27 protein-coding genes and 2 riboswitches are annotated in these 26,090 nt (G+C 37.9%); of the genes, 10 read left to right on the top strand and 17 right to left on the bottom strand.

The window, feature by feature from the left end; all coding sequences use genetic code 11:
• The first annotated feature begins 129 nt into the window (after positions 1-129).
• From guaD to solA, 3 genes are all read left to right on the top strand, one after another.
• Positions 130-1,497: a guanine deaminase gene (gene guaD / locus MKY88_RS06445; RefSeq protein WP_340813205.1), complete on the top strand. Its 1,368-nt coding sequence runs from the start codon at positions 130-132 to the stop codon at positions 1,495-1,497.
• A 51-nt stretch (positions 1,498-1,548) separates the two neighbouring features.
• Positions 1,549-2,901: a uracil-xanthine permease family protein gene (locus MKY88_RS06440; RefSeq protein WP_340813204.1), complete on the top strand. Its 1,353-nt coding sequence runs from the start codon at positions 1,549-1,551 to the stop codon at positions 2,899-2,901.
• A gap of 122 nt (positions 2,902-3,023) precedes the next feature.
• Positions 3,024-4,142 (top strand): N-methyl-L-tryptophan oxidase, encoded by a 1,119-nt coding sequence (gene solA / locus MKY88_RS06435; protein ID WP_340814801.1) that lies wholly within the window; start codon positions 3,024-3,026, stop codon positions 4,140-4,142.
• 218 nt (positions 4,143-4,360) lie between these two features.
• On the opposite strand, the gene MKY88_RS06430 is transcribed toward solA, so the two are convergent.
• From MKY88_RS06430 to MKY88_RS06415, 4 genes are read right to left on the bottom strand one after another with little or no spacing between them, the layout of a single operon-like run.
• Positions 4,361-4,924: a 5' nucleotidase, NT5C type gene (locus MKY88_RS06430; protein ID WP_328202780.1), complete on the bottom strand. Its 564-nt coding sequence runs from the start codon at positions 4,922-4,924 to the stop codon at positions 4,361-4,363.
• Between the two features lie 16 nt (positions 4,925-4,940).
• Positions 4,941-6,026 carry an FAD-dependent monooxygenase gene (locus MKY88_RS06425; RefSeq protein ID WP_340813202.1) on the bottom strand — a complete coding sequence of 362 codons (1,086 nt, stop codon included), beginning with the start codon at positions 6,024-6,026 and terminating at the stop codon, positions 4,941-4,943.
• A complete protein-coding gene (gene ribD, locus MKY88_RS06420; RefSeq protein WP_340813201.1) occupies positions 6,023-7,135 on the bottom strand; it encodes a bifunctional diaminohydroxyphosphoribosylaminopyrimidine deaminase/5-amino-6-(5-phosphoribosylamino)uracil reductase RibD in 1,113 nt (370 codons plus the stop codon). Before ribD ends, MKY88_RS06425 begins: the two co-directional genes overlap by 4 nt.
• Before the next feature lie 15 nt (positions 7,136-7,150).
• Entirely contained in the window at positions 7,151-7,882 is a 732-nt protein-coding gene (locus MKY88_RS06415; protein WP_069480487.1) for a GTP cyclohydrolase II, read from the bottom strand.
• Positions 7,883-8,152: 270 nt separating this feature from the next.
• Here MKY88_RS06415 and MKY88_RS06410 point away from each other — a divergent pair, with 270 nt between their 5' ends.
• From MKY88_RS06410 to MKY88_RS06395, 4 genes are all read left to right on the top strand, one after another.
• Positions 8,153-8,788: a TrkA C-terminal domain-containing protein gene (locus MKY88_RS06410; RefSeq protein ID WP_258268054.1), complete on the top strand. Its 636-nt coding sequence runs from the start codon at positions 8,153-8,155 to the stop codon at positions 8,786-8,788.
• A 158-nt stretch (positions 8,789-8,946) separates the two neighbouring features.
• Entirely contained in the window at positions 8,947-10,146 is a 1,200-nt protein-coding gene (locus MKY88_RS06405; RefSeq protein ID WP_069480485.1) for a quaternary amine ABC transporter ATP-binding protein, read from the top strand.
• Positions 10,139-10,993, top strand: a complete 855-nt coding sequence (locus MKY88_RS06400; protein WP_008174570.1) for an ABC transporter permease — start codon at positions 10,139-10,141, stop codon at positions 10,991-10,993. The genes MKY88_RS06405 and MKY88_RS06400 overlap by 8 nt, the downstream gene beginning before the upstream one ends.
• Positions 10,994-11,073: 80 nt before the next feature.
• Positions 11,074-11,952: a glycine betaine ABC transporter substrate-binding protein gene (locus tag MKY88_RS06395; protein WP_328202789.1), complete on the top strand. Its 879-nt coding sequence runs from the start codon at positions 11,074-11,076 to the stop codon at positions 11,950-11,952.
• 57 nt (positions 11,953-12,009) lie between these two features.
• Here MKY88_RS06395 and MKY88_RS06390 read toward each other — a convergent pair whose 3' ends face one another.
• The 3 genes from MKY88_RS06390 to MKY88_RS06380 form a co-directional block, all read right to left on the bottom strand.
• Positions 12,010-12,324: a DMT family transporter gene (locus MKY88_RS06390; protein ID WP_328202791.1), complete on the bottom strand. Its 315-nt coding sequence runs from the start codon at positions 12,322-12,324 to the stop codon at positions 12,010-12,012.
• Positions 12,324-12,665, bottom strand: coding sequence for a DMT family transporter (locus MKY88_RS06385; RefSeq protein ID WP_036124306.1), 342 nt, complete (start codon positions 12,663-12,665; stop codon positions 12,324-12,326). Before MKY88_RS06385 ends, MKY88_RS06390 begins: the two co-directional genes overlap by 1 nt.
• Before the next feature lie 125 nt (positions 12,666-12,790).
• Positions 12,791-12,886, bottom strand: a riboswitch (guanidine-I (ykkC/yxkD leader).
• Positions 12,887-12,917: 31 nt separating this feature from the next.
• Entirely contained in the window at positions 12,918-14,066 is a 1,149-nt protein-coding gene (locus MKY88_RS06380) for a PstS family phosphate ABC transporter substrate-binding protein (RefSeq protein WP_328202795.1), read from the bottom strand.
• Positions 14,067-14,253: 187 nt separating this feature from the next.
• On the opposite strand from MKY88_RS06380, the gene MKY88_RS06375 reads away from it, so the two are divergent.
• Entirely contained in the window at positions 14,254-14,727 is a 474-nt protein-coding gene (locus tag MKY88_RS06375; RefSeq protein WP_340813199.1) for a YbaK/EbsC family protein, read from the top strand.
• A 97-nt stretch (positions 14,728-14,824) separates the two neighbouring features.
• Here the strand turns inward: MKY88_RS06375 and MKY88_RS06370 are convergent, their stop codons facing one another.
• Positions 14,825-15,874: a DUF418 domain-containing protein gene (locus MKY88_RS06370; RefSeq protein WP_328202800.1), complete on the bottom strand. Its 1,050-nt coding sequence runs from the start codon at positions 15,872-15,874 to the stop codon at positions 14,825-14,827.
• Positions 15,875-16,057: 183 nt separating this feature from the next.
• Here MKY88_RS06370 and MKY88_RS06365 point away from each other — a divergent pair, with 183 nt between their 5' ends.
• Complete coding sequence (locus tag MKY88_RS06365; protein WP_083244617.1) at positions 16,058-16,321, top strand: Parvovirus coat protein VP1-like protein; 264 nt, start codon at positions 16,058-16,060, stop codon at positions 16,319-16,321.
• A 35-nt stretch (positions 16,322-16,356) separates the two neighbouring features.
• Here the strand turns inward: MKY88_RS06365 and MKY88_RS06360 are convergent, their stop codons facing one another.
• The gene (locus tag MKY88_RS06360) at positions 16,357-17,127 is read right to left on the bottom strand and encodes a GNAT family N-acetyltransferase (RefSeq protein ID WP_328202803.1); all 771 of its coding nucleotides are present in this window, start codon (positions 17,125-17,127) and stop codon (positions 16,357-16,359) included.
• A gap of 134 nt (positions 17,128-17,261) precedes the next feature.
• Between MKY88_RS06360 and MKY88_RS06355 the strand changes: the two genes are divergently transcribed.
• Positions 17,262-17,768: a GNAT family N-acetyltransferase gene (locus MKY88_RS06355; RefSeq protein WP_340813198.1), complete on the top strand. Its 507-nt coding sequence runs from the start codon at positions 17,262-17,264 to the stop codon at positions 17,766-17,768.
• Between the two features lie 45 nt (positions 17,769-17,813).
• Here the strand turns inward: MKY88_RS06355 and MKY88_RS06350 are convergent, their stop codons facing one another.
• From MKY88_RS06350 to sigX, 8 genes are all read right to left on the bottom strand, one after another.
• Positions 17,814-18,317, bottom strand: coding sequence for a pyridoxamine 5'-phosphate oxidase family protein (locus MKY88_RS06350; RefSeq protein WP_340813197.1), 504 nt, complete (start codon positions 18,315-18,317; stop codon positions 17,814-17,816).
• Positions 18,318-18,484: 167 nt separating this feature from the next.
• Positions 18,485-19,348: an AraC family transcriptional regulator gene (locus MKY88_RS06345; protein WP_328202809.1), complete on the bottom strand. Its 864-nt coding sequence runs from the start codon at positions 19,346-19,348 to the stop codon at positions 18,485-18,487.
• Positions 19,349-19,718: 370 nt separating this feature from the next.
• A complete protein-coding gene (locus tag MKY88_RS06340) occupies positions 19,719-19,916 on the bottom strand; it encodes a hypothetical protein (protein ID WP_069480474.1) in 198 nt (65 codons plus the stop codon).
• Positions 19,917-20,002: 86 nt separating this feature from the next.
• Positions 20,003-21,337, bottom strand: coding sequence for a type I glutamate--ammonia ligase (gene glnA / locus MKY88_RS06335; protein ID WP_036124288.1), 1,335 nt, complete (start codon positions 21,335-21,337; stop codon positions 20,003-20,005).
• Between the two features lie 191 nt (positions 21,338-21,528).
• On the bottom strand, positions 21,529-22,875 hold the full coding sequence (locus tag MKY88_RS06330) for a sodium-dependent transporter (protein WP_340813195.1): 1,347 nt from the start codon (positions 22,873-22,875) through the stop codon (positions 21,529-21,531).
• 184 nt (positions 22,876-23,059) lie between these two features.
• The gene (locus MKY88_RS06325; protein ID WP_069480472.1) at positions 23,060-23,647 is read right to left on the bottom strand and encodes an ECF transporter S component; all 588 of its coding nucleotides are present in this window, start codon (positions 23,645-23,647) and stop codon (positions 23,060-23,062) included.
• Between the two features lie 218 nt (positions 23,648-23,865).
• A riboswitch (FMN riboswitch) is annotated at positions 23,866-24,053 on the bottom strand.
• A 154-nt stretch (positions 24,054-24,207) separates the two neighbouring features.
• Positions 24,208-25,491: an RNA polymerase subunit sigma gene (locus tag MKY88_RS06320; protein WP_328202815.1), complete on the bottom strand. Its 1,284-nt coding sequence runs from the start codon at positions 25,489-25,491 to the stop codon at positions 24,208-24,210.
• Entirely contained in the window at positions 25,488-26,021 is a 534-nt protein-coding gene (gene sigX / locus MKY88_RS06315) for an RNA polymerase sigma factor SigX (protein WP_036124281.1), read from the bottom strand. Before sigX ends, MKY88_RS06320 begins: the two co-directional genes overlap by 4 nt.
• Positions 26,022-26,090 lie beyond the last annotated feature (69 nt).

Raw genomic sequence — 26,090 nt, 5'->3', positions numbered from 1 at the left:
ATGTAGGCTGAGCCATCCATTCACCTCTAACTATCCGCTATTATTATTCGTTTTTTTATAGACTTAATAGTTTAAATAGCCTATAATAATCCGTGTTATTATCAATAAACGAACATTAAGGTGGTTTTTATGGCTGAATATACGCAAATTTTCAAAGGAACAGCTTTTACTAGTAAATCTGCTACTGAAGTTCAGATTTTAAAAGATTATTTATTTTTCATTAATGCAGATGGCATGATTGAAAAAACAGTCTCTCCTGAACATGCTGATTACCAACAACTATTAACTACATACCAACAACATAAACATTTTCATCAATTAGATGAAGGTCAATATTTCTTACCAGGATTTGTCGACTTGCATGTACATGCACCACAATGGGCGCAATCTGGTACAGCTTTAGACATACCACTTTACGATTGGCTGAACACATACACCTTCCCTATCGAATCAAAATTTTCGGATTTAGTATTTGCTCAAGAGGTATACGAAGACTTAGTGAGCACACTCCTTGCTAACGGCACTACAACATCCTTATATTTCGCGACGGTTCATAAAGAGGCTAGTATTCTTTTAGCAAAAATTTGTGCTGAAAAGGGGCAACGAGGATTAGTCGGAAAAGTGGTGATGGATGATCCTGAACAAAATCCTCATTTTTACCGAGATGCTACTACACTAACAGCTCTTGCTGATACAGAAGAATTCATTTTAGCTGTTAAGGAATTGGCAAAGACAACTAAGCAAGGTGTATATCCTGTTGTCACTCCTCGCTTCATTCCAAGTTGTACCGACAATGCTTTAAAGGGCTTAGGGGAATTAGCAGCAAAATACAATACACATATCCAATCTCACTGTAGCGAAAGTGATTGGGAACATGGCTACGTCAAGGAAAGATTCCACAAAAATGATGCTGAAGCTCTCCATGATTTTGGTTTATTAGGCGACAAATCTGTTATGGCCCATTGTAATTTTCTAAGCGATGATGATGCACGATTATTTGCAGAGACAGGCACAGCTATCGGTCATTGCCCAATTTCTAATGCCTATTTTGCCAATAGCGTTATTCCCATTTCCCGATTCCATGCACTCGGGGTTGATATTGGATTAGGTTCAGATATATCAGGCGGATTTTCGCCTAGCCTTTTCGATAATGCAAGACAGGCTGTCATGTCATCAAGAATGCTTGAGGATGGTGTAGATACAGCAATCGCAGCCAATAAACGTGGTGTTCCAAATTCACGTATTACGATTAATGAAGCCTTTTATCTAGCGACAGCTGGTGGCGGTGAAAGCTTAAGCCTACCAATTGGTCGTTTACAGGAAAATTATACATGGGATGCACAAATCATAGATACAAAGACCCATTCTGCAAAGCTTCCGATTTTTGATAGTCAAGAAGCTTTACACGAGATTTTCCAAAAAGTGATGTATCTTGTCCGTCCTGAAAATATCCGTGAAGTTTGGGTCCAAGGGAATAAAGTTCATTCAAGGGACTAATGATTCACCAACTGTCTATTAAAAATTTATCATTATGAGGTGCACATCTTCGTGGAAACGCAACAAAGCAAACTAACTAATACAACGAGAAAAACAACAAAATTAACCGTACTACCAGATGAAAAAGTTTCGATTGGTCAAACAGCGCTACTAGGTTTACAGCATGTCATGGCAATGGATGTTTACGTTGTCCCATTTTTAATCGCCATGCTAATTGGCTTACAAACTGGTCAAGCCAGTGCATTAATCCAATCAACCTTTATTGCTGCAGGGCTTGCAACTATTATACAAACACATTTCTGCATGAAATTACCAATGGCACAAGGTCCTTCTTATGTTCCGCTAGGAGCCATCGTTGGTATTTACGCAGCAAGTGGTAGTGGGGATTTAGGATGGAGCACAATATTAGGCGCAAGCTTAGTTGGTGCCATTTTAGTAATTATTTTAGGCTACACAGGTATCTTCAATAAAATTGTACAAACATTTATTCCGCCAATTGTAGGGGGAACAATTATTTTTGTTGTTGGTCTATCGTTAATGCCTGTCGGTTTAAGCGATAATATTTTTAATGGAGCAGGTGCATCCATTCAACAAAATATTTATTTAGCGTTGATTTCAGCAGTTGTATTAATGATTTGTGTGATGTTAGGTACAGTCTTCCATCAAAAGGGGCGCCTATTCCGTATTGGCTCCGTTATTATTGCTTTAATAGTCGGTAGTATTGCTGCAAATATGATGGGAGTTTTAAATTTATCAGCTGTCTCACAAGCAAAATGGTTTAGTATGCCTCAAATTCCTTTCGCTGATTTCAGCTTTAGTTTTAATATTTCTGCCATTGTTACAATGGTCATTATTTATATTGTCTTAATGGCGGAAACAACTGGAACATGGTTTGCTATTAGTAATGTCATCGACAAACCTTTAACAGATAAGCAAATTAATCGCGGTGTTGTCGGTGAAGGTATTGGCTGTTTTATTGCTTCATTACTAGGTTCTACACCAGTAACTGGTTACTCAACAAATGCAGGGGTAATTTCCATTACAGGAATTGCTAGTCGTCGCGTATTTATCGCTGCGGGTATTTGGTTTATTGTTTTTGGCTTCTCTGGTAAATTAGCAGCGCTCATTTCAGCAATTCCATCTGCTGTCATCGGAGGAGTGTTTGTCATTGTATGCGGCATTATTGCTATTAGTGGTTTACAGGTCATGAAAAATGAACATATTGGCGAAAAGGAAATGTATGTAATTGCTATTCCAGTCATTTTAACGTTAGCACTGACATTATTACCAGATGATTTCTTGTATTCATTACCGACAACTGTTCAATATTTATTCGGCTCACCAATTGCCACAGCTGCACTTGTAGCCATTGTCCTCAATAAAATACTACCACGCTCAAAATAATCAACATGTACAACCCACTTTCACTATTGGTGAGCGAGGGGTTGTACATGTTTAATTTTTCAAAAATTTCTGTTTCATTTTCTAGCAATCTGTTATACTTGAGCAAAAAAGTAGGGATTATTATGGTATATGATGTCATTATAGTTGGGGCAGGCTCTATGGGGATGGCGGCAGGTTATTATTTATCGATGGTAGGAAAAAATGTCTTGATGCTGGATGCTTTTGATCCCCCACATGAGGAAGGTAGCCATCATGGAGAGACAAGAATTATTCGCTTTGCCTATGGGGAGGGAGCTAGCTATGTACCTTTCGTTAAAAGAGCCGGTGAGCTATGGCAGGAGCTCGAATCTTTAGCAGATGAAAACTTATTTTTACAAACTGGGGTAGTAAATATCGGAGAACCAACCTGCAGTTTTATTCAAAATGTAAAAGCCAGTGCTACACTTCATGAATTAGCACTCGAACACTATTCAGCAGCTGAAGCCATGAACAAGTGGCCTGGATTATCTTTATCGGCCAATTTGGTGGCATGCTTTGAGCCGACAGCTGGTGTCCTTCGAGTTGAAGCATGTATTCGAGCCTATAAAAAGCTAGCTTTGGAAGCTGGGGCACACTTACAGACAAATGAAAAAGTTGTTGGCATCCAAGCTGGAGAAATTGTGCAAGTTCAAACGGCCAATCAAGTCTATGAGGCAAAGCAATTAATTGTCACTACAGGGGCATGGGCAACCGAGCTACTTCAAACGCTGGACATCGCCCTTCCTGTTACACCAACGCGAAAAACCTTTGCATGGTTCGAAGCGGATGAACAGCTTTATAGTGAAGGGGTCTTTCCAGCCTATTGCTTTGAATTCGCCGATTCCTCTTACTATGGCTTCCCTAGTATTGATGGTGCAGGACTAAAGCTAGGTCGACATGATGGTGGCGAAGAAATAAATCCAAATAGGCCTCTTCATCCATTCGATGACAATGATCGTGCAGATTTACAACATTTCATTCAGCAATTTATGCCTCGGCATGGAGCATTAAAATACGGGAAAACGTGCAAATATTCCATGACGCCAGATGAAGATTTCATCATTGATTTCTTACCTACTCATCAAAATATTATAATTGCGGCAGGGTTTTCAGGTCATGGCTTTAAATTTAGCAGTGCCGTTGGAGAAGCTCTCGCAGAATTAACGTTACATGGTGAATGTAAGCAAAATTTAACACGCTTCCAGCTTAATCGATTTCATTAATTTTGAATACATGTAGGAAAAAATCAATATCCGGCATTAATTGGATGCTTCGTCATAAAGCAGATTGGGACGTAAGGCAGCAATCCCAGTCGTGGAAATGAGCGACGTTACTCTATTTCATTCTAAATCAATCTACTATTTCATTTTTATTGACTAAAGAGAACCCCAAACAGGTAACTTTATCAGTCACTATTTGGGGTTCAACCATATAAAAAATCTTACGCTTCAATAAGTGCTAAAAAATCCTGCCAATGATGCAATCTTGGTAACTCAACATGCTGATTATAAGATTGATTTTTTAAAATTACTTTTGTCTGTATATTGTGAAGTGTTTCCAGCACTGCTGGTTTATCATCTACATAAACATCTAAAGCAAGCTCTTTTATTATCGCTACCTTCTCGGCATCTTGCATGCCACAGAAAAAATGGCCCTCTTTTATCGGAAATCCTTGTGCTTCCATCCATTCTTTTGTTTGCTTACAAAATTGCTTCGGACGAGAGGTAATGTAGTAAATATCATGGCCATGATCCGCTAAAGCTTGCAACATTGTTAATGACCCTTCAAAAGAAGGACAGTTCGTAAAATAAATCTCTTCTAATGAACTGTTCCACATCCCTGCTCCCTCTGCATCTGATAAGCCAAATGGCTCATGAATTTCAACTCTTTTTAGCGTATCAAAAATATCAATTGGAATATTTTTTCCCATTTTTTTATTGTAAATGGCAAAGGCATGTGCCCGTAAATCTATTAGTGTATCATCAATGTCAAAACCAAATTTCATTAGGTGTTACTTCCTTTCATGATGCTCTATTGACAAAATGAGCAGAAAAAGTTTGTTCCCTCTCTATTTGTACTGCTAAAACATCCTCAATAGCTTGCTCTCGCATAAGCTGAAAATCTTGAACATTAAAATGAGCTAATGAATCTTTATTTAATAGAGATGCCAAACAATCAGCATCTTTTAACGCACTGTTCAGGCCAAATGCTCCGGTCGGCGTCATCGTATGGACCGCATCACCTAATAGCACAAGACCTTGCGTACCCCAACAGCTACAGTGGCAGCTGAAAACATCTAACAGCACAAAATCTTTCCAAGACTGAATATGCTCCCTTACTGGCTCAGATAATGCAGGAAATTGCATGGTAAGCTGTTGGATAAAAGGTGTAAATGATTGTTTTCGGAGCTGTGAATAGCTCCCCTGTTCAATATTCCATCCAATTTGAATAAAGCCACCAACTTGCGTGAACAATGATAGTTGCTTATCTCCGATTAATGCCATTTTAATAGAGGGCTCCCAGCCTGAAGGAGCTGGAATTTTAGCCCATAGTAAGTCAAAGCCATGTTTTTGTTTTTGAACATCAATATGTGCTGCCTTACGAATCGTAGAATAGCGTCCATCAGCACCAATTATTAGTTGACTATTGATCTTTATGGTTGTTCCATCTTTTATTGCAATGACGCCTTTATAATTACCTGGTGCGTCCTGAATGAGCTCCGTTACCTTCGTATGTAGCAGGCAAGTAAAGTGAGAGTATAGCAGCGCTTTTTGTAAAATTCCCTTTAATAAATTTGCTTGAGGTACATGAATTCCAAGATGACCGACTGAGTCATTAGGAAAAATTGTTTTAAAGGCATTACCATCTGCGTAATATTCTAGCTTCTCCATACGTAATAAGCCAAGCGACTCGACTGCTTCGAAAAGTTGATGACTTTTTAAAACAGCCTCGCCTTCTTCATTTAAATGTTCGCCACGAAAAGACTTACCTAAGGCCGCATTTTGCTCTAGTAGAATGACCGAAAGCCCTTTTTTGACCAGTAAATAAGATAAAAGTGCCCCAGCTGGTCCAGCCCCTACTATACAAACATCCGCTTCATAGCTCAATTTCCTTCACCTTGCTTTGGATAAGCGATGATACGTAAATCCTCGCCTACCTTATCAAATGAGGCGAATTCAATATCCCATGCCTCGCTCATTAAAGAGGGGTTATAGCCCGCAAATGGCGTTAAGGATAAATTCCCTCCTAGAACCTTTGGCGCTATATAAATCACATACTTGTCAATGGCACCTTGCTGTAAAAATGAAGCATTCACTTTACTACCACCTTCTAGCAAAATATCTGTAATGCCGTGTTCATAAAGTCTTGCAAGCATTTCATCAATATTTAGCCCATGTTCGTTCTTCTCAATAGGTAAAACTGCGAGGCCTTTATTAGTAAATGAATCGACCTTTTCTTGGCTAACCTCATTGCTACAAACTAGAATTGTTGGGGCTTCTTCCGTATTGATCACATTCGCATCAAGCGGTGTACGTAATAAACTATCCATAATGATACGTGTTGGGTTTTTCCCAAAGCCATCGCTTAATCTTGTTGTTAAAGATGGATTGTCAGCGATGACTGTACCAACACCAACTAGAATGCCATCTACCTCGTGGCGAATATGGTGGACATCCTCACGTGCAGCATCACCTGTTACCCATTTAGAATGACCTGTATGCGTAGCAATTTTCCCATCTACAGTCATAGCAAATTTTGAAATTACAAACGGTCTTTTAGTTAGCATGTTATGGATAAAGCGTTCATTTAAACGGCGTGCTTGTTGCTCCAAAACACCGACCTCCACTGCTATACCTGCATCGCGCAGCAATTGAATGCCACGACCTGCTACAGTAGGATTAGGATCTTGCATGGCAACCACAACTCGACTAACGCCCGATTCCTTCACTAGATTCGCACAAGGAGGCGTTTTACCAAAATGTGAACAAGGTTCAAGCGTGACATATAGTGTAGCATTCTGTGCATGTTCGCCAGCCATACGAAAAGCATGAACTTCTGCATGTGGTTCGCCTGCTTTTCTGTGTAAACCAGTACCTACAATGATGTCATTTTTGACAATTACCGCCCCGACAAGTGGATTAGGGTTTGTATTACCTTTTGCACTAGCTGCTAGGTCTAGAGCTAGTTGCATGTATTTTTCGTCTTTATTAGTCATGGTCGCCACCTCCACTTATTGTTTTTCTCGTAAATGTCCAGATTTCTCAACCTTCGTTTCCAAATAAAAACGATTCGTTTCCGTTAAGCCACCCCATAAAGGAACATGCCCTTCTGCCGCCAAGCCTCGAGCCTGTAAAGCAGCCAATTTTTTAGGATTATTTGTAATAAGCGTCACAGGCTTTGCACGTAGAGTAGCTAAAACTGCAAGTGCTTCTTCATATGAACGAGTATCATCAGGGAAGCCGAGTGCATGGTTTGCCTCTACTGTATCTAGCCCTTCTTCTTGTAATAAATAAGCGAGTGATTTAGAGAATAAACCAATGCCTCGCCCTTCATGATCAGCTAAATAAAAAATAGCTCCACAGCCGTGCTCTACAATCATTTTCATAGATTCATGCAATTGATACCCACAATCACAGCGCTGACTGCCAAATATGTCACCTGTGTGACAAATACTATGCATACGGATTAAAGCATCTTCTGAATGGGTAAAATCACCATATACAAGAACTGATGATTGCTGTAAAAAAGCCAAATTGGCTGTAGCTAAGCCATCAATGATTTCTTCTTTTGATACATTCACATCTACTGTAAGCCAGTTATACCACTGAAAAGTAGCAGAAAAGTCACCTTGTTTAACGGGCAAATTCACAGGACCAACTAGGCAAATATTTTCTGTATTCGTGTGCTTTATAACTGTCATTTTATCTTTCACTATGTCCATAATTTTAGTAGTAATTGTCATATTAATCTCCAACCTTCTATAGGAAACAGTTGGTTAAAAACACCAACTGAGCACATGTATTTTCACAACGCTTACATAACGTAACTTAGTTTATAATAATAACTAAAAAGTGTCAAACAACGGCTACTATCCTATGATTTTTAATAGTAGATACAAAAATTTTAGCATTACTTTTTTATCATATACTACTAGCTTATGGAGATGCTATTTTTTCTGTGCAGGCTAGTCTATAATAAGCTGTGGTACCGTAATGACGAAAGGAAGTTTAAAATGAACTTAGAAAAAACTGTGCAACTGAAGCAGCCAAAATATCAACAAATTGCTATCGACCTTGCCTCCAAGATCGTAGAAAGAAAATACCGCATCGGCGATAAAATATATGCAAGATCCTCTCTTGCAAGTCAATATAATGTGTCTGCTGAGACTGCTAGAAGAGCAATCGCTGTTTTACAAGACTTAGAAATTGTAGAGGCATCGAAAGGTAGCGGTGTAATTATTAAGTCGTATGAAAAAGCAGCGCATTTTGTCCGACAATTTCATGACGTTCAATCCATTCACGAAATACAAAATGACCTTCTGACAAGTATTCAAAAGCAACAGCATGAATTAATAAATTTACAAGACAAGGCAAAGCAGCTAATTAGTCGTACGGAGCATTTCCGTTCAGTAAATCCATTTATTCCTTATCAATTGGAAATGACTGCTGAAAGCCCAGGCATTCATCAAACTGTACAAGCCTTAAACTTTTGGCAAAATACATCAAGTACTATCGTCGGTATTCGTCGCGGTAATGAATTATTACTATCACCTGGTCCTTATGTATCATTCGAAGAAGGTGACATTATTTATTTTGTTGGAAATGATGAAAGCTTCGCTAGAGTACAAAGCTTTTTATACCCAAATTAAAAACCGTTTAAGCGCTGATATCACAGCGTTTAAGCGGTTTTTTTCTTATTGGTCAGTTTGACAAAAGTAACAACTCTTTGTTACAGTAAGGTTGTTACTTGTTTATTTTTGGGTATCACTATCCTCAAATAGTAATAATCTACGAAAGGAGTGCTTCTATGGAAAAATTAAAAGTAGAACACGTATCTAAAGTGTTTGGCAAACATATTCCCCAAGCACTAGAACTCGTCAAGAAACAAAAAAGTAAAACTGATATCTTAAAAGAAACAGGTGCAACTGTTGGTGTATACGATGCAAGCTTTACAGTTAACGAAGGAGAAATCTTCGTTATTATGGGATTGTCAGGAAGCGGTAAATCAACATTAATACGGCTCTTAAACCGCCTTATTGAACCAACGAGCGGAAATATATATATCGATGGAGAAAATATTTCTAAAATGGGTAAAGAAAGTTTACGGACTGTAAGAAGAAACAAAATGAGCATGGTTTTCCAAAACTTCGGTTTATTCCCTCATCGTACATTACTTCAAAACACCGAATACGGCCTTGAAATCCGAGGCATTTCAAAGGAAGAACGCCAAGCAAAAGCAGAACAAGCTCTTGAAAATGCTGGATTACTCGCTTATAAAGATCAATACCCAAGTCAATTATCGGGTGGTATGCAGCAACGTGTTGGATTAGCGCGTGCTCTTGCCAATGATCCTGAAATTTTATTAATGGATGAAGCTTTTTCAGCATTAGATCCATTGATTCGTAAAGAAATGCAAGATGAGCTACTCGACCTACAACAAAAGGTCAAAAAAACAATTTTATTTATCACTCATGATCTGAATGAAGCATTACGCATTGGGGATCGAATCGCTATTATGAAGGATGGCTCTATCATTCAGATTGGTACGGGAGAAGAAATATTAACCAACCCAGCAAATGATTATGTCAAAACATTCGTGGAAGATGTGGACCGCTCTAAAGTATTGACGGCTGAAAATGTCATGGTGCGACCTGTGTATGTCAACGTAGATTTAGACGGCCCTAAAGTAGCACTAAAACGTATGCGACAAGAAGCTGTTAGTTTATTAATGGCCGTCGACAAAAACCGACATTTAAAAGGCTTTATTACAGCAGACGACGCATTAGCTTCAGCTAAGAAGCAAGAGCAAACCGTTCATTCGATTGTGCAATCAGAAGTGTTAACAGTTCCGCCAGACATGCTATTACAGGATATATTAGGGATGATTTATAATTCACCTACTCCTATTGCCGTTGTAAAAGATGGTCGCTTGCTTGGTGTACTGATTAGAGGCGTTGTCATCCAAGCACTTTCAACGAGTGATGAGGAGGCCGATGTACATGAATAATTTTTTAGATAATATTCCAACAATACCACTAGCTCCATGGGTAGAATCAGCTATGGACTGGTTGACGAGTAATTTTTCAGCGTTCTTTAACTCGATTCAGCAATTTGGAAAACTACTCATGAATCAGGTCACTGATTTGTTAAATAGTATCCCAGCCATTATTTTAATTTTACTTGTCGTTGTTTTTGCCTTTTATGCAACTGGTAAAAAATTCGGGCTTGCCTCATTTTCATTAATAGGCTTGTTGTTTATCTATAATCAAGGTCTTTGGACAAATCTGATGGAAACAACCACGCTCGTCATCTTTTCAAGTATTATTTCCATCATCATTGGTATTCCACTTGGGATTCTCATGTCGAAGTCTACAATCGCTGAAAGTATTATTAAACCAATACTCGATTTCATGCAAACAATGCCTGGCTTTGTCTACCTCATCCCGGCCGTTGCCTTTTTCGGCATAGGAATTGTACCTGGTGTCTTCGCATCCGTTATATTTGCTTTACCACCAACTGTACGTATGACGAACCTTGGTATTCGTCAGGTACCTAAAGAATTAGTGGAAGCCGCAGACTCTTACGGTAGTACGGCTAGTCAAAAACTATTTAAAGTAGAAATCCCACTTGCTAAATCAACAATTATGGCAGGTATTAACCAAACTGTAATGCTATCCCTTTCTATGGTAGTCATCGCCTCGATGATTGGTGCTCCAGGTTTAGGACGTGAAGTCTTAACAGCCCTACAACGTACACAGGTTGGGAATGGTTTCGTTGCAGGCTTAGGTTTAGTTATTTTTGCCATTATTATTGACCGTTTAACACAAAGCTTCAATAAAAAGAAAGCCTTATAAAATTAGAGTTTATTAGAGTTTATTTTCTTGCCATGAAGGCAGTTTAATAGATAGAAATGATGTACAGAAAGGGAGATTAGATGAAACTGAAAACACTATCGAAATTAGGAATGGCTTTAGGTTTAGGCTTCATGCTCGCTGCATGTAGTGGAGAAGACTCGGGTTCTGGAAAAAATAGTGATTCTAAGGAGGTAAATTTAGCCTATGTAGAGTGGGATACTGAAATCGCCTCTACAAATGTAGTGGGGCAAGTCCTTGAAGATTTAGGCTATGATGTGACATTAACTCCTTTAGATAATGCCATTATGTGGGAAGCAGTTTCTAAAGGCGAGGCAGACGGCATGGTCGCTGCATGGTTACCACATACACATGAATCACAATATGAAAAATATAAAGATAAATTAGATGAGCTTGGCGAAAACCTTGCTGGCGCAAAAATCGGCTTAGTTGTACCAAGCTATATGAAAGCAAACTCTATTGAAGATTTAACAGATGAAGCTGATCGTACAATTACTGGTATCGAGCCTGGTGCTGGTATAACAGCAGCAACTGAAAAAGCATTAGATGAATATGATAGTTTAGCAGATTGGAATTTTGTTACTTCTTCGTCTGGTGCAATGACTACTTCTTTAGCTAAAGCTTTGAAAGAAAAGGAAGAAATTATTGTTACTGGTTGGTCACCACACTGGAAATTTGCTAAATATGATCTTAAATATTTAGAAGATCCAAAAGGTGTTTACGGTGGCGAAGAAACAATCAATACTTTTGTTCGTAAAGGTTTAAAAGAGGATTTACCTGAAGTGTATTCAGTGTTAGACAACTTTCACTGGACAGCAGAAGATTTAGAAAGCGTTATGCTAGAAGTAATGGATGGTAAAGATCCAAAAGACGCTGCTAAAGAATGGATTGAAGCAAATCCAGAAAAAGTAGCTGAATGGACAAAAGATGTAAAAAAATAATGTAAAAAAATGCACTTCCTTTGTTTCAACTGGAAGTGCATTTTTTATATGCTTCTTTTATGACAATATTTTCAACATGACGGCTGCTCCTAGAACAAGCACTATACAAACAATTCTTCTCCAATCCTTTGATTCATTAAAGAAGAACATTCCTAGCACGGCTCCTCCAGCCGCACCAATTCCTGTCCAAATTGCATAAGCAGTACCCATTGGTAAGGTTTCCATAGCATACGCAAGGCCTGCAAAGCTTAATGTAAATGCAAATATCAATAATCCCAAGTTTTTTTTATTTTTTTCGTTATTATATTTACTAATCATATAGACACCCATCATCTCACATAGGCCTGCAATTATTAATGCCATCCATGCCATTATTCAGTCACCTCTTTTTCCTTCGGCTCTCCTGTCACAAGCTTTAAGCCTACAACCCCTGCCAATAAAACAACAATACATAGTATTTTTGCTAGCTTCCATGGCTCTCCAAACAGCAAACTATCCGCGCATACTGTGCCGGCTGTCCCTAAGCCTACAAAAATCGCATATACCGTACCAACTGGTAAGTGCTCTCCCGCTTTAATAAGCAAATAAAAACTAACATAGATTGCAATTGCAGTGCCTATCCATTCCCACACAGTTGAAGCATGCTTTAAACCAATGACCCAACCTACTTCAAAGCAAGCAGCGATAATGACACTTAACCAATGCTTATTCATAAAAAATCCCTCCATTTTATAGGACACGATGAATACTACCTTGATGACTATCCTTTCTCAGCTTTCGCCAAATTGCATGATTTTAGCCAAGCAAAAAAGCCTAGAAGAAACTGTCCTTCGACAGTATCTCCCAGGCTTTTATCCCTCCGTGTCACAAAAAAAATTGTGGTTTTCTCTCGGACCAGACTAGCATCAGCTACGGAACCCTAGAAAACTTTACAATATTTTATTAAGCTTAGTATAGCAAACTATTTAATAATTTTCCACTGGAACATAGCCGACTTTTTCTACTAATGCTTGACCTTCATCGGTAAGTATCCAATCGATTAGCTTTTGAACATTTTCATTTTCTGTCCCTGCTGTGACTGCATAAAACTCGGATACTAAAGGATAAGTTCCATTTCGAATATTCTCTTTAGTTGGAGCCACTCCATCAATGGATAATAATTTGATTTTTTTATTTTGAACCATCTCTGTCGAATAATATCTAAACGTATAGCCCATCGCGTTTTTATAATTTCGATATTGTGATACTTCATGGATAATGCCACCCATTCCTGAGGCAATATTTTCTGAGGGTGCCTTCATAATCGGCATGTTGCCCATTAGTTTTTCTAGTGCCGTTTGACTTCCACTATCCGCCGGACGTTGGAAAGCACGGATAGCTTCATCCTTACCGCCTACATCACGCCAATTGGTAATTTCACCAGCATATATTTTCTTCACCTGTTCCAATGTAACATTATCTACACTGTTTTTATGATGGACGAAAAAAACAAATGTCTCTCGCCCAATTGGTGTCATATCAAACGTAAGACCTTCCTTTTCTGCTTGCCATTCTTGCGAGACAGAAGGTGCTGCCACAAAAATAAGATCCACATTTCCTACTATTAAATTTTGATAGGCTTCTGGCGTACGGCTCACTTGGACCTTACTATTATATGGCTGGTAGTCTCCTTTAGGGTAAATAGCCTCCACAAAAGCTGCATATAAAGGATACATAGCTGTGGCTCCATCTAAACGCGGTAATGACTCTGTCAAATGTAATGAGGCTTTTTCGTCAGGCTTTACCACTTGATTGCCCCGCGTAAATGGTTGATAAGCAGATATATCAATTTCTGCATCTACAGTGGGAATACTCAGCTTATAATAATGTTGAATAGGAGTAATTAAAGCAATCACTATTGCTACACCTAATACACTCATTAACCATCTCTTTTTCTTTTTTGTATGTATCCAATTAAATATTCCACAAACAAACAACACAAATAAACAAACTGGAACTGTATAAACTAGTTGCAGAAAATGCAGATGACCATTCAGTATGACAATAAGTGCTACCATTAATGTCACTACTGATAAACCAATCATAACGCTCACGATTTGTAAAAATTTAATCAAGATGCACCCCTCCAGTGTAATTTTACACTTTCAAATTAATCGTACTAGAAAAAGCAGGCATTCGCAACATTATATTCTGAAAATTATGTTAAAATTAAATTTATCTTGATTCGACACCTGTTTGGAACAAGATCGTGCCTATGCTGGCTATCAAGGCACAACAGGAATGAATAGGAGGAATGTACATATGGCAATAGAAAAAGTACGCAGCCATTTAGCCCAATGGCATGTGGAACACAAAATACAAGAATTAGAAGAGAGCTCTGCAACTGTGGAATTAGCAGCTCAGGCACTTGGCTGTGAGCCTGCCCGCATAGCAAAGTCTTTATCCTTTCTTGTTAATGATGGCGCTATATTAATTGTGGCAGCCGGTGATGCAAAAATCGATAATGCCAAATATAAAGCAGTGTTTGGGACAAAAGCAAAGATGCTAGGCAAAGATGATGTGGAAGCTATGATTGGTCACGATATCGGTGGAGTTTGTCCCTTTGGCGCGAATGAAGGTGTTGCCATTTATTTAGATGAATCCCTTAAACGATTTACAACGGTTTTTCCTGCATGTGGCAGTAGTAATTCCGCGATAGAGGTTACTATTTCTGAGCTTGAAACCTATACGCCATACGAAGAATGGATTGATGTCTGTAAGGGCTGGAATGAATAGACGAACAAAAATCGGTGAAACTTTTCCACAGTCTCACCGATTTTTGTTGTAGTTATTTTTCTATTCTCTTTCATCAATGAAAAAATTCATAGAGCTTTTATGATTGTTTTGTCACCATCTTTTTACCATATGTCATATAGCGCCATAGTTTTTCAAATGGTCCAATGGAAAAGAATTTGAACCAAATCATACTAAAAATAATTTGGATGATAAATATAATGCTTGCGATTACTACAATATCTGATGGTGAAACGACTTCTAAGTCCATAATCGAGATGATTGCCATACCAATAAAGCTTTGGGCTAAATAGTTGGTAAATGCCATTTGTCCCACTCGTCCGATAGGCTGAAGAACTTTCGCTATTTGACGATTTTCTAAGATAATAAATAAACAAGCTACATAAAAATATGTTGTCGGAACTACTCCTAAACCAATAATAGATTGTAACTGTTGGTCATCAGCTTGTGAGGCAAACCATATCCATAGTGAAAAACCAATAAAGAATGGGCCTGTAACAAGAAGCAGCCATTTTATTTTTTTGATATGAGCTCCAATATGACCAATCCAACCAGCTTTCGCTACTAAAAATCCACTTAAAAACATGATAAATATAGCGATAGCATCATTCCCTAAAAGACCTAAAATAGTGGCCATTATCGAATTAGTTGGCATATACAATTGACCTAATATAGCAAGAATATGAAGTGTAATGATTGTAAAAAGCCATTTACAAATTGTTGAAATTTCCGCAGAGTAAAATGGTAGCAATAAAAATCCAATAATTGCATAGATTGCTAAGATTGAACCCCAAAACAGGAAAATATGAATGATACCAATAATCAATAATGCAACTAAACGTCTTGCAAAGCGTCGTTTTGGTTTATCTCCACGAGCTTCTGCCCGAGAAGCAAAAATATAAAAACCAACACCGAATAGGAAGGAAAAGATTGAAAAGAATTTCTTTTCAATAAAGATATCAATAAGTGAATCGATCACTCCATTGATGCCACTATAATCAGGCATAGGGCCGCCCTCTATAATGACCTGATAGGCTCCTACATTAATAAATAAAATGCCAAATAACGCTAATCCTCGAATAATGTCCAAGGAAAGAATTCGTTCTTTTTGTGTAACGGATGGATTCATGTTCAAATAACTCCTTATCTTTTATGCTATAGCTAGCATAACTCCTCATCCTTACAACTATTTTTTTTTAAGCTTACAGGAACCTTACAAATCAAAAGATTAACTTTATAGTTTTTTATCCGATTCTCCCGAAAAAAATAACATACTTTATAGTAAGAACATAGCAGAAGAGAGGTTTCTCCCATGAAAAGAAATCGCAAATTTGGTTTTTGTTACCCTGGCTATCGATACTGTGGACCTGGTTGCTCAGGACCAGGTGAGCCCACAAATGCAGTGGATAATTGCTGTAAACTACATGATGAATGCTATGATCGTTACGGTAGCATCAGATATTGTGATGAACTGTTTCAGCAATGCCTCAGACCTCACATGCATGCACCCAATAAGATGGCGAGAGATGCAAGACTATTCAATCGGGTATTTGAACTACGTAATCGATTCTTTTAATAATGAAGCTCACGTTGTGTTGAAAACAGCGGGGGCTACTTTTTTGTATAAATCGCATATTTTTGAGGATCTGTAAAGCCAAGCTTTGTCCCTAAATAAATCGATGCTGTATTTGAGATATCACTATCCCAGCAAGGCTTTAGCTCGTTTGCCAAACAATGGTTGATAAATGTTGTCGCGATCAAACTAGCCAATCCCTGACCTCTAAAATTCGAATCTGTCATAATATCAATTTCCGCATATTCATTTGATTTAAAAATAGAGACAGCTTCACTGACGATTTGCTCCTTATGTATTAAACAAAAACCAAAACCATTTGTCAGGTAATTAGCCGTAGAATCCCAATATTCATCATAGTAAGCATATGTAAACTCCATTGCGTTTTTTATATGTAGTTGAGCAATTGGCATCACCTCAAAATTGGATACTTCTTGCTCCTCCTTCCTACCATACAAGCTTTTATCAAATGTAAAGGTATAGCGCTCTATTTTTCTTAGCTGCCCATTTAAAAGTTGTTCAATTTTTGTATTCCATTGTTTTGAATAAGAAAATAAGGTAAAGCGCTTCCCTTGCTCTATAGATAGCTCGAGGCAAATGGCAAGCTGACGGTCAATCTCAGTTGTAGTGGAATCACCATATACAAAATAAATTCCTGATTTTGTGTGTATTAGTAGCGTTTGAAAAGTAGCTGTATCTGTATAGACTGTCCCTTCTATTAATTGATCGAGTATACTATAAACAAATGTTGGTGCCCTTTGAATGTTTTGTTTAATAATTGGATAATGTTTTACTGTAACTTTTATCACGATGTTTCCCCCTTTTATTGGCATTAAGTACCTTATATTCTATAATAAAATATAGATCTAGTTGAAGGGACTGAATAATGCACAGATAGCAATATTTTTCATCCAACATGATTAAAATCTTGGAGGTAAAAGTATTGATTGAATGTATGGACACAGAAAGATTATTATTACGAAAAGTTGCTAGTGCTGACGCTAAAAGTTTATGGGCGATTTGGTCAGACCCTGTTGTGACCAAATTTATGAATATCTCAACCTTTACTCACGAAGAACAGGCGCTAGAAATGATTAAATTACTAAATCAATTAGCTAATGAACATACTGCCATTCGCTATTCTATCATTGAAAAGACAGGTAATAATATCGTTGGCTCCTGTGGATTTAATAACGTTGACTTCGATAATGCTACCGCAGAAATTGGCTATGACTTGGCGAAGACTCATTGGGGAAAGGGCTACGCCACAGAAGCTATCATTGCTTTAATCGATGTTGCTTTTACACATTTGGAGATGACGACAATTGTAGCAAAGGTCGATGCCGCGAATATTAATTCCATCAAAGTCTTGCAGAAATTGAATTTTATTTTGCAGGGCTATGATAGTACTGAAGAAAATTTACAAGTATACGTACTATGTAAAGGGTAATATAAAAAGCTAAGAATGGCTACCTAACCATTCTTAGCTTTTTGCTTAGTGATACATGCCGTGATTAATTTTCCCCGTTAACTTTTCTATTTGTACTTCGAATAACTCTATTTTAGGCATAATTGGATAGCCCTCTTTTTCAAATGTCCATTCGGGATTACCATATTTCTCTAAAAGCACATCAAAGAACCATTCCTTCTTTGACTCCTCTTCAATTCTTGCAACTTGTCCAAATAGCACTACACTTTGGTAGACAAGTGCAGATTGACAAGCATATTTTTTCCCAGGGTGTAAATCGCCCATTTCACTTACTTCTATACTAATTTTAGGGTTTTGTTTAATATTGGACCAAAAATGGCTTTCTCGAATATTACCGATATGCAAATAAAGTTTGTCATTTCCTTCATACACATAAACAAATGGAATCACATAAGGATATCCTTCTTCATCAACCGTCGCAACATGCGCTACTTTCCCCATCTTCAAAAATTGTTGTGCTTCATCATTAGAAATTTCTACCCGTTTGTTTTGAATCATACCTCTTTTCATACTTTAACCCCCTCATCAAAATATGGAACGATTAAAATAAAATCATTTAATCTAAAACATATATATATTTTAAATCTTTATGATACCTAAAAAAAGGATATTTTTTCTTTCGACAATAATTAAAGCCAAGAATGCATTTGTTTAGCATTCTTGGCTTTACTTTATCGTTATTTAATCGGAATCCAAATTTCTGAGTATGAATCAGGACTATATGCATCTTCTTCAGGGTACACCTCAAGCTCCGCTGTTCCTGCTGGCTCATATGGATTGGATGGGAACCATTCTGAATATATTTGTTTCCACGTATTTTGCATGGCATCTGGCATAGGGCCATGTACCTCAAATACAACCCATTTTGATGCAGGTACTTCCATTGTTAATAGATCTTCGCCTACATCCCCTTCATGATTTGTAGCAATCCAGTAATCAATGAACCCCTGTTGTCCTTGGCTTGTATTTGGTACACAAACGCCCAGTACCCCATTGATATTGCCATTATTTAATTGATATAGCTGCTGATCGAAGCCACTCTCATTGATTCCCTGCCAAAATAATGGGATTTCTCGAGTATTCTCTCCATCTTGGCAATTGTAAGTTCTTTTTACACCAACAATTTGAAACTTGTCTTTTTCTACGATTTTATACTTCATTGGTTCTGCTCCCTTCAAGCTTACCTGAATAACCAGGCGATTGTATGATTGTAATGGTCCTTGCCTCTTTCTCGCTTCACTCGGCGTTACATAATGCTGTTTACGAAACGCTTTTGTAAAAGCTTCAGGAGTTTCATAGCCATATTTGTAGGCGAGATCGATTATTTTTTGATCTGTATCCATTAATTCCTGGGCTGCTAATGTTAATCTCCTCCGTCTTAGATAATCCGCAATGGACATATCCGTTAAAATCGCAAATGTTCGCTGAAAATGAAAGACAGATGAATTAACCTCCTGTGCAATTTGTTCAATGGTTATGTTTTCTAATAAATGATCTTCCATAAAATTAATGACTTTTTGAATCGACTCAATCCAACTCATTGCTCTCACTCCCTGATACCATCTTAAAATAGTTCATGCTTTCCAGCCTGTCTTTTTATGCTAACTTTGGACAGGTACATTTAGAAGCAGTTTAACATCACTATGACATTTCCTAATTCCGTACTTTACATACGTTTTTTACTCTTTCTCCTCTAAATTCCATTGTACTAAATATCAAAATATATTAAAAAATAACAATGATATATTTATATAACGGACAAGACCTTTATTGTCCTTAAATAAAGGGAGGGTAATGCTGGGATCTTCGCGCGACTACCAATAACATTCCCAGAAGATCGACCATCTCTTATCTTTATTTCCATAAAAAAAGTCACGTCCTCTCGACATGACCATCTTTTTACATATAAAATTACTGGCTGTTTTCGTCTTGATGTTGATAAATAATTAAGGCAGAATGGATGACCGTCTGTTCTCCGATATAGAGGGTATTGTATTTGATATCAAGTATGAAAAAGTAACTTAAATCTAATAAAGCCCGATTAATATCATGTTCAAATTGCACAATATCGTTGTTTTGAATTGTCACAACTTGAGTCGTTTGTGTCATTTCCCACACCCCTTTTCCTTAATGATAGATCAAAAGGGTATTAAAGTCAGTAAAAAAATATTGGAGCTTTTTAGCTCCAATATTTTTTAATACATCGTTAAATATTCTTCACGCTCCCAGTTATGGACCCGTGTGCGGTATTTATCCCATTCGATTTCTTTAGCAACATTAAACTTTTCATAAATATGATCACCTAGAGCGTCTCGTACAACTGAATCCATTTCTAATTCAATTAACGCATGTTCTAATGAAGAGGGTAAGCTATCAATGCCATTTAATTCACGCTCTGGACCTGTCATTTTATAAATATTTCGATCTACCGCTGCTGGAGGCGTTAAATCCTTGCGTATGCCATCAAGTCCCGATGCCAAGATCACAGCCATTGCTAAATAAGGATTCGCCGCTGGATCAACTGAACGCAATTCAACTCGTGTGGATAATCCTCGAGCTGCTGGTATACGAATAAGTGGTGAACGGTTTTGAGCAGACCATGCAACATAGCATGGAGCCTCATAGCCTGGAACTAATCGTTTATAAGAATTAACAAGTGGATTCGTAATTGCCGTAAATCCGTGTACGTGCTGGATAATTCCTGCCATAAAACTACGTGCTGTAGCGCTTAATTGAAGTTCTGCGTGTTCATCATAGAATGCATTTTTATCCCCTTCAAATAACGATAGATTAAAATGCATGCCAGAGCCGTTAACTCCGAATAGTGGCTTTGGCATAAATGTTGCATGTAGCCCATGCTGTGCAGCGATTGTTTTTACGACTAATTTAAATGTTTGAATATTGTCGCATGCTTCAATGGCACTAGCATATTTAAAATCAATTTCATGCTGCCCAGGTGCTACTTCATGGTGAGAAGCCTCAATTTCAAAGCCCATCCCCTCTAGCTCTAAAACAATATCCCGACGACAATTCTCCCCTAAATCTGTCGGTGCTAAGTCAAAATAACCTCCACTATCATTTAGCTCAAGCGTCGGATGCCCCTTTTCATCTAGCTTAAAAAGGAAAAATTCTGGCTCTGGGCCCAAGTTAAAGGAAGTGAAGCCTAACTCCTCCATTTCCTTTAAAACGCGCTTTAAATTAGAGCGTGGGTCTCCTTCAAATGGTGAGCCATCTGGCCTTGCAATATCGCAAATAAGACGTGCCACCTTACCCTTTTCAGCTGTCCAAGGAAAAATTACGAATGTATTGAAATCTGGTCTTAAATACATATCTGACTCCTCTATACGTACAAAGCCTTCAATCGAAGAGCCATCAAACATGACTTTATTGTCTAAAGCTTTTTCTAATTGACTCACAGGTATCTCTACATTTTTAATCGTTCCTAATATATCAGTAAATTGTAGGCGAATAAACTTCACATTTTCTTCCTTTACTCGGCGTATAATACCTTCTTTTGTATAATGTTTCATTTTCCACCACTCCAATGTAAATTTAGTTAACACATTTTTTATGACTGCTTTTAAAATACATCACTTTTTTTTTTTTAGCAATATATATGTGAGGTTTTATAACATCGTTTTTTTAGAATATATTCATCTTGATTTTCGATACATAAAAAAGGCGTACCCATTTACTAAATGGATACACCTTTTATATATATTTAATATTGTAATAGCATATTTACGAACACTACGAGAATGACAACTGGTACTATGACTAACATTAATATCCTGTAAATTGAATAATACCCTTGACCCATTTGGCTTCCCATTAGCAGTTCTCTTTTCACAAATTCCTTATCCACGACATATGAAATAAAGATTGCAATGAACAAGTTCCCCAATGGTAGCATTAAGTTTGATACTAAAAAATCAGTTGCATCAAAAATATTCTTTCCAAAAACGGATACATCCGCTAGCAGGCTAGAGGAAAGAGATGCTGGAATGGCCGCAAGAAAGACGACTACACCAAGACATGAAGTCCATACCAAGCGAGACTTCTGACTATTTTCCATAAATGCCGCAACAATAATTTCGTATAAACTAAACGAGGACGTTAATGTGGCAAATAAGAATAATAATAAAAACATCGCTAAAAATACTTCCCCAAATGGCATTTGGCTAAATGCTGTCGGTAGCACCATAAATAACAAGCCCGGCCCAGCTGCCGGCTCTAAATCAAAAGCAAATACGACCGGGAAAATAGCTAGTCCAGCTAAAAATGAAACAAGTACCGTCAGCATAACCACGGAGCCTGCTGAATTCGGTAGACTCACATCTTTTTTGAGGTAAGAACTATATGTAACAAGACAAGAAAATCCAACTGCTAATCCAAAGAATGATTGCCCTAAAGCTTCTAATAAGGCTTTTCCGGTAATATTCGAGAAATCAGGCCATAAAAAGAATTTTACCCCTTCCATGGCGCCATCTAATGTGACAGCACGTATCACTAGGACAATGAACATAATAAAGAGCAATGGCATCATCCATTTATTCGCCTTTTCAATACCATTTTGGACACCTAATGAAATTACAAGTACGTTTGCTAATGTAAACAAAGCCAAACCTACAAGTGTAATCCAAGGTGTACCAATTATTTTTCCAAATAGTTCTCCAGGATCAATAGCCGGATCAATGACAGCACCCGCTACTCCTAGCCCACTATAAATAAAAATCCAGCCCCCGACAACGCTATAAAATGTTAGTAATAAAAAACATCCGAGAACACCCATGCGGCCAATCCATGCCCATCCTTTTTTCGTAGGAGCAATTTTTTTATAGGCAGTGATTGCCTCTGACTGTGTACCTCGTCCTAAAATATACTCAGATAATAGCATCGGGAGCCCAATTAACAATGTAAACAGTACAAAGATTAAGAAAAACGCGCCACCGCCACTTTGCCCAGTTACATACGGGAGCTTCCAAATCGCTCCTAGTCCAATTGCAGCACCTGCTGATGCTAAAATAAATCCTAACTTACTAGACCACTGTCCTTTTTTTCCACTCATCTCTTCAAACTCCTCAAACTTTCTAAACTCTTCTCTAATTTTACATGAAAATATAGCTTTCGACTAGGTTTTACTAAAAAAGAACTAGTGTTAATTTGACAACCCATTACCTTTTTCTATTTTTCTTTCTACATTCCACCCCATAAAAAAAACCTCGAGTTGATCCCTCGAGGTTTAGTACAATTTATTTTGTTATATACATAGAACGCTGGCGGTCAATCCATTTACGCATCGTCGTAAATAATAACGCCATAATTCCCGTTAATAAAATACCTTTGACAATATTAAATGGTAAAATACCAGCGACAATCATTTTATAAAGTGAATCACCTACAACAGGCTCCATCCCTAAGAAGTAAGTGTACATTGGTAAAAATACAGCATAGTTTAAAACACTCATTCCTACTGCCATCACAACTGTTCCCATTGCTAAACCTCCAACAAGACCAGCGATTGTTTTAAAGCGATTAAAAATAAAGCTTACTGGCAAGATAAATAAAATACCTGTTACAAAATTAGCCATATGCCCTACCGGAACGCCTGTTGGAGTGCCTGAGAAAATCCAATCCAACACATTTTTAAACAATTCTACTAAAATACCAGCTACAGGTCCCATCGTGATTGCTGCAAGTAAGGCAGGCATATCACTGAAGTCCACTTCCAAAAATGCTGGGAATGGCGGAATTGGGAAATTAAAAAGCATTAATAAAAACGAAATACTGCTCAGCATACCAATCGTAATAAACGATTGAAGTTTGACATTTTTCTTCATAGAAAACTCTCTCCTCTTTGCTGATTCAATCTCGCAAGAAGAAAGGTGACGATCTTTCAATTGTTTCATGAAAAAACCCTTATGCATTTAATAAAGCATAAGGGAGAAAGGCATAACGAATAAGCGTCCTCATTAACTATTTTTGAGCACTGTTTGAAAAGCCATACAAAAAAGCGCTCGGTCATAGTTCATTTCATGACAATGAATGACGATCGTACCTTCATCTTCTCCCATCCAGACTTTAACTGTCGGCCTTGGAATTTCACCAAGTCAGCCATGCGAAAATTCGCACAGGTCGCGGGCTGAAGAGTTTAACATAAATCAAACGAGCTAATGAATGTATTCACTAGCGATTTATGACTCTATTACCGCCGGTCGGGATTTTCACCCTGCCCCGAAGATGAATCATATTATTTTATTCTACAGCTTTACTATAAAGAATTACGAAGTAAAAGTAAATAGTTCTGCTCAAAAAAATCCGATTAAATTGCTATGTTTTATAAATAGAAAAGGCACTCCCGCCATGCAGGAATGCCTCTCTTGTTTTTTTCTTCCTTCGACTATGGTAAAAACTGTTTATTCGGTCCCACTGGCTTTGGTAAATAACCCTTCAAATCAAACCCTTCCCAGCTTTCTTGCACAACATTATCTAAAAGTAGCTGTTGATTAAAGCTAGCAGCAGTTAACATCATGGCCTCAATTAATTGAGTTGCTTGTATTGGTTCCATAGATGTTAAATCAAGTGGAATATCAAAAGTAACAACTACACCTTCCGCTTGTTCAGTGACTGTGTATGTTACATTTTCAGGCACTACGGATGTATAGACATCATCATTTTTATTTTTCATCATTGTAAGTGCCTCTGTGACTGTCTCAAAAGATTGACGGAAATCTGGTGATAAATATTCTGCACCATTGGTATCATGGTACAAGTAATAATTAAAGTTCTTTGCATTCGTTAAGGACATTGCTTGACTTGGCTCACCTTCTTGAGAAAACTCATATAGGGTTCCATCTTCATTTTGGATTTCTACTTCGGTATATTCAGAGTCCGAGAATGTATCTTCCATTGTGCCTTTATATTCATTCACTGTAGCAGAGGCAACATCATAGTCATTCCCTTTTGGCAAGACATGGATGAGCTTATCTTCCTTTTCCTTCAGCTCTCCTTTATAAGGATGATACTCTGTAAATCCTTTAGCCTCCTCGTCAATTTGAGGAGCATACTTTTCATACATCCGTAGGGTAGAAGGCTTCTCTTCTCCAAAATCAGTAGCCACACGTTCATTTGGTATCACATACGTCATAGGAACACTTTCCGCATCACGCCCTGCCAAACCAATACGGAATACGACAGCATCTTTTACATCCTCCTCATAGACAGATGTACGTAAAGATAAAATGCGCTCATGTTCGGCGACAATACTTTTGGAATCCAGCACTTCATCCTGCGTTGCCGCTTCCTTTGCTGCTGAATCCTCTTGCATCGTAGAATACTGTGCCGTTTCAGGAATACTCGCTTGATCTTTTTGCTCACCTTGGTTGTTCTTCAATATTGTGCTAACTAGTATTGTTAGCACAAAGACTGCGGCTACACTCATATAAATCTGCATATTACGTACTTTTGATTTTGTCGCAGGCTTTTTAATGATAGCATCTTCCTGTTGAGATGGTTCATCTTCTATAGGTTCTTGCATAGCTTCTTGAAGGTGGATATTATCTTGCAAGCGAGCATCCGCCATTAACCGATTTAATATATCTTCTTTCGAACGGTGGTCAGAAAGCTTAGGGGCATTGTTCAGTACATGTTCAAGCTGCTCATCATCAAATGGCTTATGTGTCATTGCCGTTTCGCCTCCTGTTCTCTGATCGGCTGTAGCTGTTGCCTTAAAAATTTAATGGCTCGATGCTGGGTTGTTTTTACCTTCGCTTCTGTCCAATCAAGTATTTGCGCCGTTTCTGCAATCGATAAATCCTGGAAATAGCGCATAATAATGACCATTTTTTGATCGCCAGTACAGTTTTCTAATGCTGACTCTACTTGCATAAATTCATCACTGGCCTGTAGCATTTCCTCCGGTGATGGTGTGTTTGAATGGAGCTGTTCCGTTTCCCAGTCAAAGAAATCAAGCGAATGCTTCTGACGCACAGCTTGCTTTCTAAAATGATCAATCGCAACATTTTTGGCTATTGCAAAAAGCCATGTTTTCTCACTACTATTGCCTGCAAATTGATCATATGAGCGCAATACCCTTACATAAACTTCATGCGCTAAATCCTCAGCAAGTGTACGGTTTTTTACTAGATAGATTAGAAACTGGAACACATCTTGATGATAGGCATCGTATAGTCGATGGAACACGGAGTCATTCAATGCACTCCACCCCCGTTCTATATTATTTGTCGTCTTACATTCGCAGAAGTTACAGTCAACTAATAACAA

This window comes from Lysinibacillus sp. FSL R7-0073, assembly GCF_038009065.1.
GTDB classification, from domain to species: Bacteria; Bacillota; Bacilli; order Bacillales_A; family Planococcaceae; genus Lysinibacillus; species Lysinibacillus fusiformis.
The sequence above is the reverse complement of the archived record's forward strand: the minus strand, read 5'-3'. Positions and strand labels throughout refer to the sequence as shown.